At 35.7% G+C, this 15,323-nt stretch carries 18 protein-coding genes and 1 other annotated feature; of the genes, 1 reads left to right on the top strand and 17 read right to left on the bottom strand.

The genetic code is table 11. The features are described 5' to 3' along the window. Positions 1-6: 6 nt before the first annotated feature. The gene (gene parE / locus RZ79_RS03165; RefSeq protein WP_054449924.1) at positions 7-1,977 is read right to left on the bottom strand and encodes a DNA topoisomerase IV subunit B; all 1,971 of its coding nucleotides are present in this window, start codon (positions 1,975-1,977) and stop codon (positions 7-9) included. A 152-nt stretch (positions 1,978-2,129) separates the two neighbouring features. Between parE and plsY the strand changes: the two genes are divergently transcribed. Beyond that, the gene (gene plsY / locus RZ79_RS03160; RefSeq protein ID WP_054449922.1) at positions 2,130-2,741 is read left to right on the top strand and encodes a glycerol-3-phosphate 1-O-acyltransferase PlsY; all 612 of its coding nucleotides are present in this window, start codon (positions 2,130-2,132) and stop codon (positions 2,739-2,741) included. A 42-nt stretch (positions 2,742-2,783) separates the two neighbouring features. On the opposite strand, the gene RZ79_RS03155 is transcribed toward plsY, so the two are convergent. The 16 genes from RZ79_RS03155 to thrS all read right to left on the bottom strand — a co-directional run bounded on the left by RZ79_RS03155 (position 2,784) and on the right by thrS (position 15,010). After that, positions 2,784-4,340, bottom strand: coding sequence for a HAMP domain-containing sensor histidine kinase (locus RZ79_RS03155; RefSeq protein ID WP_053795387.1), 1,557 nt, complete (start codon positions 4,338-4,340; stop codon positions 2,784-2,786). Then, complete coding sequence (locus RZ79_RS03150; RefSeq protein WP_053791716.1) at positions 4,337-5,023, bottom strand: response regulator transcription factor; 687 nt, start codon at positions 5,021-5,023, stop codon at positions 4,337-4,339. The genes RZ79_RS03155 and RZ79_RS03150 overlap by 4 nt, the downstream gene beginning before the upstream one ends. 262 nt (positions 5,024-5,285) lie before the next feature. Then, the gene (gene rpmF, locus RZ79_RS03145; RefSeq protein ID WP_041152237.1) at positions 5,286-5,465 is read right to left on the bottom strand and encodes a 50S ribosomal protein L32; all 180 of its coding nucleotides are present in this window, start codon (positions 5,463-5,465) and stop codon (positions 5,286-5,288) included. A 56-nt stretch (positions 5,466-5,521) separates the two neighbouring features. Continuing rightward, positions 5,522-6,046 (bottom strand): YceD family protein, encoded by a 525-nt coding sequence (locus tag RZ79_RS03140; RefSeq protein ID WP_054449920.1) that lies wholly within the window; start codon positions 6,044-6,046, stop codon positions 5,522-5,524. Positions 6,047-6,133: 87 nt separating this feature from the next. Beyond that, positions 6,134-7,255 (bottom strand): nucleotidyltransferase, encoded by a 1,122-nt coding sequence (locus RZ79_RS03135; protein WP_054449919.1) that lies wholly within the window; start codon positions 7,253-7,255, stop codon positions 6,134-6,136. 4 nt (positions 7,256-7,259) lie between these two features. Continuing rightward, entirely contained in the window at positions 7,260-7,994 is a 735-nt protein-coding gene (locus RZ79_RS03130) for a class I SAM-dependent DNA methyltransferase (RefSeq protein ID WP_054449918.1), read from the bottom strand. A 4-nt stretch (positions 7,995-7,998) separates the two neighbouring features. After that, positions 7,999-8,355 carry a ribosome silencing factor gene (gene rsfS, locus RZ79_RS03125; protein WP_054449917.1) on the bottom strand — a complete coding sequence of 119 codons (357 nt, stop codon included), beginning with the start codon at positions 8,353-8,355 and terminating at the stop codon, positions 7,999-8,001. A 14-nt stretch (positions 8,356-8,369) separates the two neighbouring features. Continuing rightward, positions 8,370-8,981, bottom strand: a complete 612-nt coding sequence (gene yqeK / locus RZ79_RS03120; RefSeq protein WP_054449916.1) for a bis(5'-nucleosyl)-tetraphosphatase (symmetrical) YqeK — start codon at positions 8,979-8,981, stop codon at positions 8,370-8,372. Beyond that, complete coding sequence (locus RZ79_RS03115; RefSeq protein WP_034531188.1) at positions 8,974-9,591, bottom strand: nicotinate-nucleotide adenylyltransferase; 618 nt, start codon at positions 9,589-9,591, stop codon at positions 8,974-8,976. The genes yqeK and RZ79_RS03115 overlap by 8 nt, the downstream gene beginning before the upstream one ends. 14 nt (positions 9,592-9,605) lie before the next feature. Further along, on the bottom strand, positions 9,606-9,917 hold the full coding sequence (gene yhbY, locus RZ79_RS03110) for a ribosome assembly RNA-binding protein YhbY (protein WP_034531190.1): 312 nt from the start codon (positions 9,915-9,917) through the stop codon (positions 9,606-9,608). Positions 9,918-9,933: 16 nt separating this feature from the next. After that, positions 9,934-11,067 carry a ribosome biogenesis GTPase YqeH gene (yqeH, locus tag RZ79_RS03105; RefSeq protein ID WP_054449915.1) on the bottom strand — a complete coding sequence of 378 codons (1,134 nt, stop codon included), beginning with the start codon at positions 11,065-11,067 and terminating at the stop codon, positions 9,934-9,936. Then, on the bottom strand, positions 11,054-11,590 hold the full coding sequence (locus RZ79_RS03100) for a YqeG family HAD IIIA-type phosphatase (protein ID WP_054449914.1): 537 nt from the start codon (positions 11,588-11,590) through the stop codon (positions 11,054-11,056). The genes yqeH and RZ79_RS03100 overlap by 14 nt, the downstream gene beginning before the upstream one ends. Before the next feature lie 111 nt (positions 11,591-11,701). Continuing rightward, on the bottom strand, positions 11,702-12,058 hold the full coding sequence (rplT, locus tag RZ79_RS03095; RefSeq protein WP_034531196.1) for a 50S ribosomal protein L20: 357 nt from the start codon (positions 12,056-12,058) through the stop codon (positions 11,702-11,704). A gap of 41 nt (positions 12,059-12,099) precedes the next feature. After that, a complete protein-coding gene (rpmI, locus tag RZ79_RS03090) occupies positions 12,100-12,288 on the bottom strand; it encodes a 50S ribosomal protein L35 (protein WP_034531197.1) in 189 nt (62 codons plus the stop codon). A gap of 47 nt (positions 12,289-12,335) precedes the next feature. Continuing rightward, the gene (gene infC / locus RZ79_RS03085; protein WP_034533640.1) at positions 12,336-12,845 is read right to left on the bottom strand and encodes a translation initiation factor IF-3; all 510 of its coding nucleotides are present in this window, start codon (positions 12,843-12,845) and stop codon (positions 12,336-12,338) included. A gap of 36 nt (positions 12,846-12,881) precedes the next feature. Further along, positions 12,882-13,022: a sequence feature (ribosomal protein L20 leader region), on the bottom strand. Between the two features lie 44 nt (positions 13,023-13,066). Continuing rightward, a complete protein-coding gene (gene thrS, locus RZ79_RS03080) occupies positions 13,067-15,010 on the bottom strand; it encodes a threonine--tRNA ligase (RefSeq protein WP_054449913.1) in 1,944 nt (647 codons plus the stop codon). Positions 15,011-15,323 lie beyond the last annotated feature (313 nt).

Raw genomic sequence — 15,323 nt, 5'->3', positions numbered from 1 at the left:
TCCTATCTACTCGTTTTCTGTTTCTTTGGTGGTATCTAAAATACTGCCATCTTCTTCAAGTGTGAACTTAACGTTTTCTTCAATCCATTCACGTCTTGGTTCAACCTTGTCACCCATTAATGTAGTAACACGTTTTTCGGCTAATGCAGCATCGTCGATTTGAACTTGAATTAATGTTCTGTTTTCAGGATCCATAGTAGTTTCCCATAATTGATCAGCATTCATTTCACCTAGACCCTTAAATCTTTGTAAGGCTGGATGTTGACCGAATTCCTTTAACTTGTCAGTTAATTCATCATTGGTCCATGCGTAATCAACATGATTCTTCTTACCGGCCTTTTGTTGAATCTTGTATAGCGGTGGTAGTGCAATGTAGACACGACCTTGTTCAACCATTGGACGCATGTATTTGTAGAAGAATGTTAATAGTAGAATTTGAATATGAGCACCATCATCATCGGCATCGGTCATGATGATAATCTTGTCGTAGTTGGCATCAGAAATGTTGAATTCTGGACCTACTCCGGCACCAATTGTGTAAATCATGGTACTAATTTCTTCGTTCTTAAGAATATCGTCTAGCTTAGCTCTCTCGGTATTTAAAACCTTACCTCTAAGTGGCAAGATAGCTTGATGTTTTCTGTCACGGCCTTGCTTAGCAGAACCTCCGGCAGAGTCCCCTTCGACTAGAAACAATTCATTCTTAGAAACATCCTTAGATTGAGCTGGTGTTAACTTACCTGATAGTAAACGTTCCTTCTTGTGTTTCTTCTTACCATTTCTACTTTCATCTCTGGCCTTACGCGCAGCTTCTCTGGCCTTACGGGCACGAAGGGACTTGTGAACCAATTCATGGGCGAATTCACCGTTTTCCATTAGGTAGTAACCCAATTGTTCGGAAACAATGTTATCGACGATAGAACGCACTTCTGGGCTTCCTAGCTTTTCCTTGGTTTGTCCTTCGAATTGAAGCATTTCTTCGGGCACCTTAATAGATATGATTGCTGATAGTCCTTCACGAACATCGCTACCATCTAGGTTCTTTTCTTTATCTTTAAGCAACTTTACTCTTCTAGCAAAGTCGTTGAACGATTTAGTCCAGGCACTTCTAAATCCTGATTCATGAGTACCACCATCTTTGGTACGCACATTATTAACGAATGATAATGTATTTTCTGTATAACCATCGTTGTATTGTGCGGCAACTTCTACTTCAACACCATCTTTTGATCCGTCAAAGTACATAATATTACCCAATGTGTGTTTGTCTTCGTTTAAATATTGAACGAATTCCTTGATTCCATCTTTAAAGTAGAATTCATCGCTTCGTTCTTGACCTTCACGTTCGTCAGTTAAAGTAATTTTAATTCCGTTTAACAAGAAGGCAGATTCTCTTAAACGTTGTTTTAGTATTTCATAGTTATAAATTGTGGTAGTAAAGATTGATGAGTCTGGTTTAAATGTTACAGTTGTTCCACTGTGTTCACTTGTCTTACCAATTTTTTTCAAAGTTCCAATTGGTTGACCACCATTTTCAAAATCCTCTTCATATTTGTAGCCATCTCTTACGATTGTCACACTTAAGTGAGTTGAAAGTGCATTAACAACACTTGATCCAACCCCGTGTAGTCCCCCTGAAGTCTTGTATCCACCGTTTTCAGTAAACTTACCACCGGCATGTAGCACGGTTAAGATAACTTCGGGAGTTGGCTTACCTGATGAATGCATTCCCACTGGCATCCCACGTCCGTGGTCCACCACAGTTATACTATTATCGTTATGGATAGTAACGTCAATTTCGTCACCATATCCTGCTAATGCTTCATCGACTGCATTATCTACAATTTCGTATACCAAATGATGAAGACCCTTGCTATCAGTAGAACCGATATACATACCAGGGCGCTTTCTAACTGCCTCCAGACCCTTTAGGACCTGGATGGAGTCATCATTATAATTTTCTGACTTCTTAGCCATCGTAACGCACTCCCTTTCATACAATATAATATATTACCTTATTTAAAACGCTTTTAAAAGGGAATATTAAGCGTCCTGTATAGAGAAAATGTTGTCATAATGCTTAAAAATGGTAAAATTAATAGATAGTTAATTTTTGGGAGGAACCATTTTTGAAAATCACAATTTTATTAATTGTAGCCTACTTGTTAGGGGCAATTCCTAATGGAATCTGGATTGGTAAGGTCTTTTTCAATAAAGATATTACCAAGTTAGGTTCTGGAAATATGGGAACCACCAATACATTTAGAGAACTTGGTAAGACTGCCGGTGCTGTCGTTATGGTTTTAGATATTCTAAAGGGTACCATTGCAACATTGCTACCAACATTCTTCCATATCTCTAACGTATCACCAATCGTATTTGGTTTATTCGCTGTATTGGGACATACATTATCAATCTTTGCTAAGTTTAAGGGTGGTAAAGCCGTTGCTACTAGTGCCGGAATGTTACTAGCAATTCATCCAATCTTATTCTTATGTGCTTTTATTTTTGAATTTTCATTCACTTACCTAACTAGTATGGTTAGTGTAGCAAGTATGATTTCATTTCCATTAATCACAATCTTGATTTTATTGGATCATGATTACGTACTTGGAATTATTGGTATTATTCTAACAATCTTTATTTTCATTAAGCACAGAAGTAACATTCAACGTATTAAAGAAGGTAATGAAAACTTAGTTCCATTTGGTTTGGTATACAAACATCAAAACAATAAATAAACACAAAAAAAGCACTGCTTAATTGCGGTGCTTTTTTTGCGCTTATTGCTTAGTATTCATATCTAGTTGTTTCAAATGTTCAATCTTATCCTTTGAAAGGATTGGGAATGAAATTGTAAAGATTGATCCATATCCCGATGAACTTTCAACATTTATTTTACCGTTATAGGCCTCTACCAAACGCTTAGCGATTGAAAGTCCTAAACCATTACCACCTTGGTTACGGCTTCTAGCCTTATCAACACGGTAGAATCTGTTAAAGATTTTATCGATGCTTTCTTGGCTTAATCCTTCACCAAAATCTTGAACCGCAATATCAACATAACGATACTTACGAGAAAGCGAAATATGAATTTCCTTTCTTTGTTTAGAATACTTAACAGCATTGTCTAACAAGATAATCAAGATTTGTTCCAAGTGATTACGGTAAATTTGAATGATTGTTTCTTCCCCAATATCATCATCTAAGATGAACTTGTAATCAGGGTGAATCATTTGGAAATCATTGTATTGTTGATGAACAACATCTTGAACATCCGTTGTCTTGTTTCCATAGTTGATTTCAACTTGTTCAGCACGAGAAAGGTCTAACATTTCTTGAACTAAACTCTTCATACGATTAATTTCGTAGATTGAAGATTTAATTGATTCATCTAGGACTTCAGGGTCATCCTTTCCCCAACGAGAAAGCATGTCTAAGTGTCCCTGAATTACAGCTACCGGAGTTCTTAATTCATGGGAAACATCTTCAACGAATTGTTGTTGTTGATCAATGTATCTTTGCATTGTATCAATCATATCATTGAACAAGTCCCCTAAGTCAGTCAACTCGTCATTTTGAGTCAACTTAGGCACACGACTGTCCGTTTCCGGAGATTCTTTAACACTATGAATGGTGTTAGAGATAATCTTGATTGGACGAAGCATGTATGATGATAGAAAGTACGACAATGCAGCAGAGAAGAAGATACCAATAATTAAAATTACAAATAAAATTCCGGCTAATTTGTTAATGTACAAATTGTAGTCAGACATTGAATCAACTACTCTTAGATAACCAATTAATTCATGCGTCTTGGCAGAATAAATCGGTGAATCTAAAACTAAGATTGTCTTACCTGAGTTCTTGGTAATAACCGTTTTACGGCTATCTACCGGTTTGAAATTGTAAATCTTTTTTGGCGACTTCTTCGATGAGAAGATTTGGTCTGAATTCTTATTGTATACACTAACCACGATATCCTTACTAAATAAGTTAGTATAAATAGAATCAGAATAAACGTCTGTCGACATTTCATTATTAGGGTTGCCGTCCCTAAAACCACTATTTGGATTTAAAGCAGAACTAACTGTCTTTTCATCCAATGATCGATTAATCGTTCTTAATCGATTTGATATCGTTACATCCGATTCAATAGTACGTGAGTTCTCCTGGTGTAATAAGACATCAGAAAAACGGTTGTAAATCAAAAAAGAAAAAATTGATAGAATTACAAAAATTATAATTGCTGATCCAATTGACCATTTCCATTTAAGAGAAAACCATCTTCGATTGCTGCTTACTGTCTTTGAAACTTTATCATCATGGTTGGAAATCATGATCTCATCACGTAACCGGTTCCTCTAACAGTTTGGATGTAGCTCTTTTGATCAGGTCTATCAATTTTGTTTCTTAGGTAACGGATGTAAACATCAACAACGTTTGTTTCAGCACTTGAATCGTATCCCCAAACCTTAGTTAAAAGAACATCTCTGGCTAATACAACGTTTACATTTTCCATTAAAGTAAGTAGTAATTCGTATTCACGCTTAGTCAAGTCGATAATATCGTCTCCACGTTTTACAATTCTACTTTCTTTTTCGACAGTAATGTCCTTAAAGTAAACAACCTTTTGGTCTTCAGCATTTTCGTCGCCTTCAATATCAATACGACGAAGTAATGCTCTAACACGAGCTAATAATTCTTCGATAGCAAATGGCTTAACGATGTAGTCATCTGCACCATGATCGAATCCTGAAACTCTATCAATAACAGAATCTCTTGCTGTCATCATAATGATTGGAGTTGTCTTCTTTTCACGAAGTCTTCTAGCAACTTCCATACCATTAAGCTTTGGTAACATAAGATCTAAAAGAATAACATCATAGTCGTTGTTAAGTGCCTCTTCTAGTCCTTCGCGACCGTCTAAGGCTACTTCAGTTTCGTAACCTTCATGCTTCAACTCTAACTCTACAAATCTAGCTAAGCTTTTTTCATCTTCAATTATCAAAATACGGCTCATTAAATTACACCTCTCCATTTATTTTAGAAAATCTTAACTTACTTTGTACATTTTATCACGTTTTTTCTCATAATAGAAGAGCTTAATCCGAATATTATTATTAAAATCTTAAATTTTTTCACCAATTTACTATTTTAAATTAGAAAACGAACCATTCTCTCGAATCAAGTTTAATATAAATGGTAAAATAAATAAAATAATTATACTTACATAACAAAAAAGCTACCAGGACCCATGGTGTTCTGGTAGCTTTTTTATTTAATTAGTTGTTTTCATTAACAACTTGTTTACCATCATAGTATCCACAACTAGGACATACAATGTGAGGTTTACGTAATTCACCACAGTTTGGGCAAGCACTCAAACCTGGGTTAGCCAACTTAATGTGACCACGACGCATACCCTTCTTAGCTTTTGAAGTTCTTCTTGCTGGTACAGCCAATGCAAAAACCCCCTTTATATTAAAATATCCACTAGTGAAAAAATTTTAAGTCTTGCTTAATTATCACTATCGTTAAAGAAGTCCTTTAACTTAGCAAGACGTGGATCTACTTTTTTATCATTTGCCTCTTGTTCAGCTAAATCGTCTTCAGAAATAACTTCCCAGTCATTTCCTTCTGGCATCTTACCAGTTTCGATTTCTTCAGGAGACAAAATGTGCATTGGAATTTGTAAGATGATATTATCGGCAACTGATTTATCAAAATCAATTTCACCTTCATCCTCACGTTCTTTCAAACGTAAGTTGGTTTCAACATAAACTTCGTTAATTGAGAAATCCAATGGTAACTCAACCGGAGTTAATGATCTTGATGAAGGAACCACAATCTTACCTGTTACACGAGCAGTCACGATTGCATCACCGTTTTCAGAAAAAACGTTAGCAGCAACGTGAATATCGTCATCAGCAGAAATAACATACTTGCTATATCTACTCATAATATCATCAGATAAGTTCATATCTTCTGATACTGAAAGTGGCTTGTTTTTGTATTCGGATAGTTCCTTTAAGAACCATTTCATGTCTATTCCTCCTAATGCAACAGCGTTAATTATACATATTAAGAAGTTAGTTTGTCAAGGTCATATCCTTGATACCCGACCTAAAAATTAATAAATTAATGGAATTTTTCCTGCATCTTGAGGAATATGATTTATATTTTCATAAATCCTACCAGATACTACATCAAAATTTAATTCTGTTCCAGATAGTTCCTTATTAATCTTAGTAATTACAGGAATTTCTATTTGCTTCTTAATGTCATTCAAATACGCTCTACCGCTTTTATTAAATCCTAATACTCTAACATACTCTTGACTCAAATCATCACTTTTACGCCAATTTAAGAGCGTAGAAACGAATAAACGTTGAAGTCTTGCGTATGTGTAGCGCTTAGATTTAACCAAGCGTAGAAACTCATCAAATGAATGTGCTTCATAGATATACTTCTTTAGTCTGTATTCTAATCCCTCAGTCATTTGATAGATATGATTTAATTCATCAATACTTGATGTTTCAATCTTATATTTTAATAATGGCCAGAAATCTTCCCAATCAACATGATTCTTAAAAGCTTCGATATCAGTGCTATCGGGAAGATATTGGACCAATTCCTGACTATTATCTATGATAGCGGCTCTTATTGAAGAAGCACTCGCAATGGACCCATCATTGTTTAAATCACGATCATGATGGTTAGCACCATTTCTCTTAATCGGTACTAGCTTCATTTGATGATTATTTTTTAGGTTAGCGATTGCATAGTTTAATGCCAATACATCATTTGGTGCACTGACATCTTCTCCAGTCTCATTAGTTAATGCATCCCTAATTAGCTCAGCATAACTTTTGGTGTAATCTTGATCTATTATAGTTTCCTTTAAATCAATATTAGCAAGCTTGTTAAAGTTAATGTCTGGATGTTCACTACCAAATGATAGCCACTCACACTTAAGATTAGCTAAAACGTTCACGGCGTGCCTAGCAAATATATCAGCAGGCTGCACGGCACATTGCACAGGTAACTCTATTACCATATCGGCACCATTTTCTAATGCCATTTGTGCTCTAGTCCATTTATCTAATATAGCAGGTTGGCCCCTTTGTACCCAATTTCCAGACATGATTACGATTACTGCGTCGGCATTAGTTGCTTGTCTTGCCTGCTCAATTTGGTACTTATGCCCATTATGAAACGGATTATATTCAGCAATTATACCAACAGCTTTCATCGAATCATCCCTTCTTACATACAAAGAACCATCTGGTTGTAGTATCAGTGATTTCGTCTTTACCAAAGTTAGCGCTAACCTTGATATCTTTGAATCCTGCATTCTTTAACAAATCAATGTAAATACCAACTTTATAAGTTCTTTCCAAATGAATTTCACTAAATTGATCATATGCATTGATTCTCTCGTTGTACTTAAAAAATACTAAGTCGTGTTCTATTGAGTGATCTTCGTCACCCAAGTATGATTGCCACATGAAAGCATTGCTATCATCGTGGTAATTATACATGTATCCCGGATATACGACATCTGTTTGATATGGAGTAATTACATCAAATAAGAATTGTCCATCATTATTTAGATGTTCATGTACTTTTTCAAAAGCAGTTTGTAGTACGTCTTGATTGGGTAAATAGCATAATGAGTCATCAAAACAAGTAATCACATCAAAGTCAGGAATTCCTTCCATCTCAGTCATGTCACCTTGAATTAATGGCATATCCGGTTTGATATTCCTTAAATGTTCTTCTGCTAGTGTAAGCATGTCTTCAGATAAGTCCATACCACAAACATTATAGTTTTGAGCGGCCAGTAGCGATAATAAACGTCCGGTTCCACAAGCCATGTCCATAATTGAATCATTTTTTGATACATTTGCTTTTACAAAAGAAAGCCATTGATCATACATTGTTTCATCAAATAATTCATCATAGAATTTTGCGAATTCTTGATAAATCATTTGACTAGTCCTTAACCCATTCTGAAACGTCTACTGAATCAGCGTCTGACCATAGTTTTTCTAAGTTGTAGTATTCTCTTTCATCTTCTTGGAATACGTGAACAATAACATCACCTAAGTCCAATAGAATCCACTTAGCAGTATCTTTACCTTCTACTTCTTTAACACTGATACCAGCTTCTTCAGATTGGTCAGCAATTTCTTCTGCAATAGACTTAACTTGTCTGTTTGATGCTGCATCCATGATTACGAAGTAGTCAGCCATTAAACTAACTTCGTGTACGTTTAAAGCAACAATGTTGTGAGCTCTTTTGCTGTCCGCTGCTTTAACAATTACTTCTAATTTTTCTTTACTATTCATTTGAAATCTCCTCGTTATTTAATGTTTGATCCATTTACCCATTCATTATAGGTATCAATAGTCTTTGGATAAACGGGTTTATTGGCACTAATTAAATATTGTAGAGTGTGCTTAGTTTGATATGCCACCCCGTGAGCTAGATTGTTAAATGTAATCTCACGTGCTTCTTCTACACCTGGGAAGTCGCGTCCCATTTCGATATAGTCAGCCATGTATACAATTTGTTCTAGCTTTGACATGTACTTTGCACCAGTGGTGTGGTGCTTAATGGAATTCAAAATATCGATATCAGTAACACCCAATTCATTTTGAACCATTAAGTAACCCACTTCGCCATGCCAAATTGCATTTCCGTATTGCAACAACAAATCATCCAAACGGTATTTCTTAATTAGTTGGATGAAATCGTCATCTGGTCTTTGCTTAGCGTAATCATGACAAAGTCCAGCAACACTTGCTTTTTCAACATCTACATCATTTTTCTTTGCTAGTTCAATCGACATTTGTTCTACACGTAAAACGTGTTCGAATCTTGATTGGGTTAAAGCATTGTTTAGTTTTTCGATTAGTTCTTCTCTAGATAAAGGGATGTACTTATTTGTATATGTTAATTCAACATTATTCATAAAGATGATGCTCCTTTATATATTTTAAAACTGCGTCTGGAACCAAATATCGAATTGATTGATGGTTAGATACCAGTTTACGAATTAAGGTTGAAGATATATCCAGCTTAGCAACATCCACCCATATCACTGGATAGTTAGTCGACATTGGATAGTTTTCCCTTCTGACACCTACAAAATGAGTTAGTTTGAATAGATCATCAACTCGATACCATTTAGGTAGGTATTCAACCATGTCACCACCAATAATAAAGTAGTACTCATAGTCGGGATGTCTTCTCTTTAATTCTACCATAGTGTTATAGGTGTAACTTTTACCACGATTGATGATTTCTAGCATTTCTATGTCAAATTTATCATTATCGTTGATTGCTAGATTAACCATGTTAACGCGGTCATCAGCATCAATTGCATCCTTATGATCAACATGAGGTGGAATAAAATCTGGCATGAAGTATACCTTCTCTAGTCCTAATTGACTCCTTACTTGATCCGCAATAAATAGATGACCATTATGAATCGGATTAAAGGTTCCACCAATAATCCCAATTTTTTTGCGCTTGTTTAAAGATTTTAACTTAGGTAAAGTTTGCACCTTTTCACTATGCATTAATAAGAACTCCTCTAAATATTTCTAACTTCTACAGAGTAAATTTGGAATTTTTCCTTACTTGCAGGCAAGAATAATAGTAATGTCTTTCCAATTGTTTGAACAACATTGATGTCACTGTTTTCTTCAATGTATTCTTGGACATCACTAACTTCTAAATCAGAATTTTGTTGAATGTTAACCTTGATTAATTCACGTCTGTGTAAAGCATCCAATACTTGTTCTAACCAAGTTTCGTTTAAACCATTCTTTCCAACAGAAAATAAAGGTTTCATTCTGTTAGCTTGTGATCTTAAATATCTTTTTTGTTTTCCGCGTAATTTCAATTTTGTACCTCGCTTTTTATATCATTGCTCTTCTAACTAATACGTCTACACCCTTAGGTGCCCATCCAGCTACAACTACACCTGCTGGAACGGTAATCCATCCAAGTCCTTCGAATACTAAATCGCTCTTTTGATTAGTCTTGAACTCAAAACGAACCAATTCTGGAAAATCATCAATTGATTCACTGCTTGGTGGAGTTAATAATTCACCAAAATGCTTATTGTAGAAGCTGTCAGCATTTGCTAACTTAGTACGGTGAATTAGTAGGTTGTTTTCAACATAAACAGTAAAACCATGCTTCTTGTCACCTTGAACGTAATCAAAACGAGCAACACCACCAAAGAATAGTGTTTGTTCTGGGTTCAATTGGTAAACCTTTGGCTTAATTGGCTTTTGTGGTTGAACAATCTTTAGGTCCTTACCATTTAGGTAATGTGCCATTTGTTCTTTATGAATGATACCTGGTGTATCTACTAATTCATGACCATCTTCCAAATCGATTGAAATTCTATCTAATGTAGTACCAGGGAATCTTGAAGTAGTGATTAATTCTTTGATCCCAGTGTTTTGTCTAATGATTTGGTTAATCAATGTTGACTTACCAACGTTAGTAACACCCACAACATAAACATCTCGATTATTTCTGTACTTGTCGATGTTCTTTAATAAATCATCAACTGATTCATTAGTCTTAGCAGAAACTAGTTCAACATCAATCGGACGAATTCCTGCTTCATTAGCACGTTGTCTAATCCAATCCTTTAGTTTAGAACGTTTTAGTGAGTTTGGTAGTAAGTCAGACTTGTTACCAACTAACATGATTGGGTTATCACCTACGAAACGGTGTAATCCAGGAATCAAACTTCCGTTAAAGTCAAAGACATCAACCAAGTATACGATAAGCGCATTAGCATCTCTAATTTGGTTTAATAACTTCAAGAAATCATCATCAGTTAAGCTAACTGGTGAAATTTCATTGTAGTGACGCAATCTAAAACAACGTTGGCAGTAAATTTCGCCACTCTCTTTACCTTTTTCAAGCGCAGAATTAGGAGTGTATCCAAGTTCATCTGGATTTGTGGTTTGAATTAACGCACCACAACCAATACATCTAATTTCTTCGTCTTGTAATTGATTAATTTCTGTCATTTATATCCTCCTGCCAGTCTAAATCATCATATTTGTTTCTTAATTTTTTCCATATTAATTTTTCTAAGAAGCGATTAGGCTTAGTATTCCAAGCATCGGATTCAATTAATGGCTTAACTAACACACTTCTAACGTTTGCATTGTTGGAAGCCCAAACATCAGTTAATAATTGATCTCCACACATAATTACTTCTTTGTGGTGTAAATGGTAATCTCTCAAAGCCTTATTAATACCCTTAGGTAGTGGCTTTAAGGAGCGTGAAATGAAGTTTAATTTCAAACTTATAAGTGCTCTTTGAACTCGGCTATGTTTATTATTTGAAATAACAATTAATTCAATATTGTTTTTCTTGAGTTCAGATATCCATTCTCTTAATTGAGGAGTTCCATCAGGATTGTTCCAAGGAATCAAGGTGTTATCTAAATCACTAAAAACGGCCTTAATCCCCATGTCTTTTAGTTTTGATGGTGAAATATTATAGACGACTGGAATCATCCATGTTGGTTTAAACTTAGAAATCATTTTAATTCTCCTCAATAATATTATGTATTGTATGAGCACCAAAAATAGCGGTGCCCATAATAAGAAAAAAACTCCCACCTACTTACCTTAAGTGGTGAAAGTTTTTATAGACTATTTAATAGCTTTCTTTGCAGTTTCTGCTAATGAAGCAAATGCTTTTTCATCGTTAACTGCTAAGTCAGCTAGCATCTTACGGTTCATTTCAATGTTTGAAAGTTTCAAACCGTGCATTAACTTGCTGTAGCTTAAACCATTCATACGAGCAGCAGCATTGATACGAGCAATCCATAATCTTCTGAAGTTTCCTTTGTTTGCTCGACGATCACGGAATGCGTATTCACGTGACTTCATAACTTGATCTTTAGCAGTCTTGAATAGACTGTGCTTACCTTCACGGTAACCTTTAGCTTCTTTTAAAACACGCTTACGACGTGCATGAGTAACTGTTCCACCCTTAACTCTTGGCATATTTAAATCCTCCTAAATTATGTCTTACTTAAAAGTATTAATTAAAACATCTTTGTGTATTTGCTTGCTAATGTATCGTTTACCATGCTTGTACCACGTAGGTTACGACGTTGTTTCTTTGTCTTACCGTGGAAACGGTGACTTGTGAATGCGTTAGCACTCTTTAAACCACCCTTAGCAGTTTTCTTGAAACGCTTTGCAATTGCACGATTTGATTTAGTCTTTGGCATTGAAAAAATCCTCCCTTAATTTAACTTAAGTATTATAAAAATACTATCTAATTTTTATCGCTTGACTTAGGTGCGAGCATTAGGAACATACTTCTTCCATCCATTTTTGCTCGTTGAGTAACGCTAGCAACATCTGATGTAGAATCTGCCATTCTGTTTAAAACATCACGACCAATTTCCTTATGTGTGATGGCACGTCCCTTAAAGCGAATTGAAACTCGAACTTTTTCACCTTTTGCGATGAATGTCTTAGCTCTCTTCAACTTAGTATTAAAATCATTAGTATCAATAGTTGGACTTAATCTAATTTCCTTAACACTAACTACCTTTTGCTTCTTACGAGATAGACGAGCTTTCTTTTGTTGTTCGAAACGGTATTTTCCGTAATCAATAACTTTAGCAACCATTGGCTTAGCCTTTGGAGCAACAACTACTAAATCTAATCCAGCAGCCTCAGCAATTTGCATTGCTTCGTCCTTTGACTTAATACCTAATTGATCACCATCAGCACCAATTAAACGAACTTCGCGAGCTCGAATTCCATCATTAACCATCATATCGTTTGCTATGGTAATTCACCTCCAAGTATATTAAAAAGCAGAAAAAAGCGGATGCCCACAACTGAGCACCCGCTTTTGGTCCTTTGAACATTAAATCAAAGGTTAATCCGATATCATGCCTAGCCATCTCTTTCGATCACTCAGGCGAGAAGCGGGATGCTTCTGCTTTTTCGTTACTTATATAATACCACATGAGTGGTACATGTCAATAACATTTATTATTTTTCTCTTGAATAGTTACTAATGTCTTCTTGAATTTCTTTGATGAAGTCATCAAGACTTAAACTTTCACTATCTTGTTCACCGTACTTACGTACAGAAACTTGTTTTGAGTTCATTTCACTTTCACCAACAACAATTGTGTATGGAATCTTGTTAGTTTGAGCATCGCGAATTAAGTAACCCATCTTTTCGTTTCTGTCATCAACACTTGTACGAATACCTAATGCAGCTAACTTGCTGTTAACTTCCTTAGCGTAGTCACCGTATTTTTCCATACTTACTGGAATAACTTTAACTTGCTTTGGCGCTAACCAAGTTGGGAATGCACCCTTGTATACTTCGATTAGGTAAGCAATAAATCTTTCCATAGTTGAAACTAAACCACGGTGCATCATAACTGGACGGTGTTCTTCACCATCTTCACCAACGTAGTGTAGATCAAATCTTTCAGGTAACATGAAGTCTAATTGAATAGTTGATAGAGTTTCTTCATTACCCATTGCAGTGTAAGTTTGAACATCAAGCTTAGGACCGTAGAATGCTGCTTCACCTTCGGCTTCAACGTAGTCTAGGCCAAGATCATCCATGGCACCCTTAAGCATTGATTGTGACTTGCTCCACATTTCTTCGTCATCGAAGTACTTTTCAGTGTTCTTAGGATCTCTGTAACTTAATCTGAAGTGGTAGTTCTTAATATCGAAGTCTTTGTATACTTCAACCATTAAACCAAGAACCTTCTTAAATTCGTCTTGAATTTGGTCTAGTCTTAAGAATGTGTGACCATCATTTAGAGTCATTTCACGAACACGTTGTAGACCTGATAAGGCACCTGATTTTTCGTATCTGTGCATCATACCAAGTTCAGCAATTCTCATTGGTAGCTCACGGTATGAACGAATGTGGTGCTTGAAGATTTGGATGTGACTAGGACAGTTCATAGGACGTAGTTCTAGTTCTTCACCATCACCCATGTCCATTGGTGGGAACATGTCTTCACGGTAGTGTTGCCAGTGACCAGATGTCTTGTATGCATCTAGGTTCATTAGAACTGGTGTAATAACGTGTTGGTATCCGTTAGCTAATTCCTTATCAATGATGTATCTTTCAACAACACGACGGATAGTAGCACCATTTGGCATCCAGTAAGCTAATCCAGCACCAACCTTAGGGTCAACGAAGAATAAGTCTAACTTGTTTCCGATAACTCTGTGGTCTCTTTCTTTAGCTTCTTGTCTTCTCTTTAAGTCTTCTTCTAAATCAGCTTTCTTGTAGAATGCTGTAGCGAAGATTCTTTGTAGCATTGGGTTTGATGATTTACCTTCCCAGTATGCACCGGCAACTGAAAGTAATTTGTATTCCTTAACAGCCTTAGCTTCTGGTAATACAACACCTTCACCTAAACCTAGGTAGTCACCGATTTGGTAGAAGACCACTTGACCATCTTCAGCTAATTCGTTAACTAACTTAGCTTGGTATGGATCTCCATCAACTTGCTTTAAAGCATCTTCTAGAGATAATACTTTTCTTTCAATTTTTACGTTGTCTGAAACCATTTTGTTAATACGTTCTTCTACTTGTGGTAGTTCATCGGCACTAACTTGTGAGTCACGTTTGTCAGTATCAACGAAGAAACCATCTTCGTCAGAAGTACTTTCACCAAATTGGATGTTGTTAAATTGGTCAGCAAGGGCAGCTTTTAATAATTGTGAAGCTGTTTGGCGTAGAACCTTTAGACCATCTTCTGTATCTTTTGTAACGATTTCAATCTTGCCACCTTTTTCAAGTGGTAAATCAATTTCAACCATTTTTCCGTCAATCTTACCAGCTACTGATTTCTTAGCTAAACTAATTGAGATTGATTTAGCGATATCTTCAGTAGTTACTCCCTGATCGAATTCTTTTACGCTACCGTCAGGAAATTCAAATGAAATCTTTGCCATAATAGAGCACTCCCTTGTGTAATTTTCGAATAGAAACAAAAAAGACCCTAGCATCTAAATAAATAGATACTAGGGACGTTATAAACGTGGTTCCACCCGAATTCTACCTATTTGCACAAACAAATAGGCCTCATAATAGTCTATAACGAAACAACCCGATTCAGAATTTTCCTCTGATTTAAAATAAAAGTGGTAACTTCAAAACTGAACATGAAGATACTTCCAGCAAATGTATCCTCTCCCTGTAAGTCGAGATTTGAAATCATGTCTTTTATCAACTGTCTTTATTATCGACAGTCACGCTTAAATTGTC

Source organism: Apilactobacillus kunkeei DSM 12361 = ATCC 700308 (assembly GCF_001281265.1).
Classification (GTDB): domain Bacteria; phylum Bacillota; class Bacilli; order Lactobacillales; family Lactobacillaceae; genus Apilactobacillus; species Apilactobacillus kunkeei.
This window is presented reverse-complemented; position numbering and strand designations above follow the sequence as displayed.

Bases quoted from the DNA above. Each gene is read 5' to 3' on its own strand.
- parE (WP_054449924.1), bottom strand. From the start codon at position 1,977: ATGGCTAAGAAGTCAGAAAATTATAATGATGACTCCATCCAGGTCCTA.
- RZ79_RS03155 (WP_053795387.1), bottom strand. From the start codon at position 4,340: ATGATTTCCAACCATGATGATAAAGTTTCAAAGACAGTAAGCAGCAAT.
- RZ79_RS03150 (WP_053791716.1), bottom strand. From the start codon at position 5,023: ATGAGCCGTATTTTGATAATTGAAGATGAAAAAAGCTTAGCTAGATTT.
- RZ79_RS03140 (WP_054449920.1), bottom strand. From the start codon at position 6,046: ATGAAATGGTTCTTAAAGGAACTATCCGAATACAAAAACAAGCCACTT.
- RZ79_RS03135 (WP_054449919.1), bottom strand. From the start codon at position 7,255: ATGAAAGCTGTTGGTATAATTGCTGAATATAATCCGTTTCATAATGGG.
- RZ79_RS03130 (WP_054449918.1), bottom strand. From the start codon at position 7,994: ATGATTTATCAAGAATTCGCAAAATTCTATGATGAATTATTTGATGAA.
- rsfS (WP_054449917.1), bottom strand. From the start codon at position 8,355: ATGAATAGTAAAGAAAAATTAGAAGTAATTGTTAAAGCAGCGGACAGC.
- yqeK (WP_054449916.1), bottom strand. From the start codon at position 8,981: ATGAATAATGTTGAATTAACATATACAAATAAGTACATCCCTTTATCT.
- RZ79_RS03115 (WP_034531188.1), bottom strand. From the start codon at position 9,591: ATGCATAGTGAAAAGGTGCAAACTTTACCTAAGTTAAAATCTTTAAAC.
- yqeH (WP_054449915.1), bottom strand. From the start codon at position 11,067: ATGACAGAAATTAATCAATTACAAGACGAAGAAATTAGATGTATTGGT.
- RZ79_RS03100 (WP_054449914.1), bottom strand. From the start codon at position 11,590: ATGATTTCTAAGTTTAAACCAACATGGATGATTCCAGTCGTCTATAAT.
- rplT (WP_034531196.1), bottom strand. From the start codon at position 12,058: ATGCCAAGAGTTAAGGGTGGAACAGTTACTCATGCACGTCGTAAGCGT.
- rpmI (WP_034531197.1), bottom strand. From the start codon at position 12,288: ATGCCAAAGACTAAATCAAATCGTGCAATTGCAAAGCGTTTCAAGAAA.
- infC (WP_034533640.1), bottom strand. From the start codon at position 12,845: ATGATGGTTAATGATGGAATTCGAGCTCGCGAAGTTCGTTTAATTGGT.
- thrS (WP_054449913.1), bottom strand. From the start codon at position 15,010: ATGGCAAAGATTTCATTTGAATTTCCTGACGGTAGCGTAAAAGAATTC.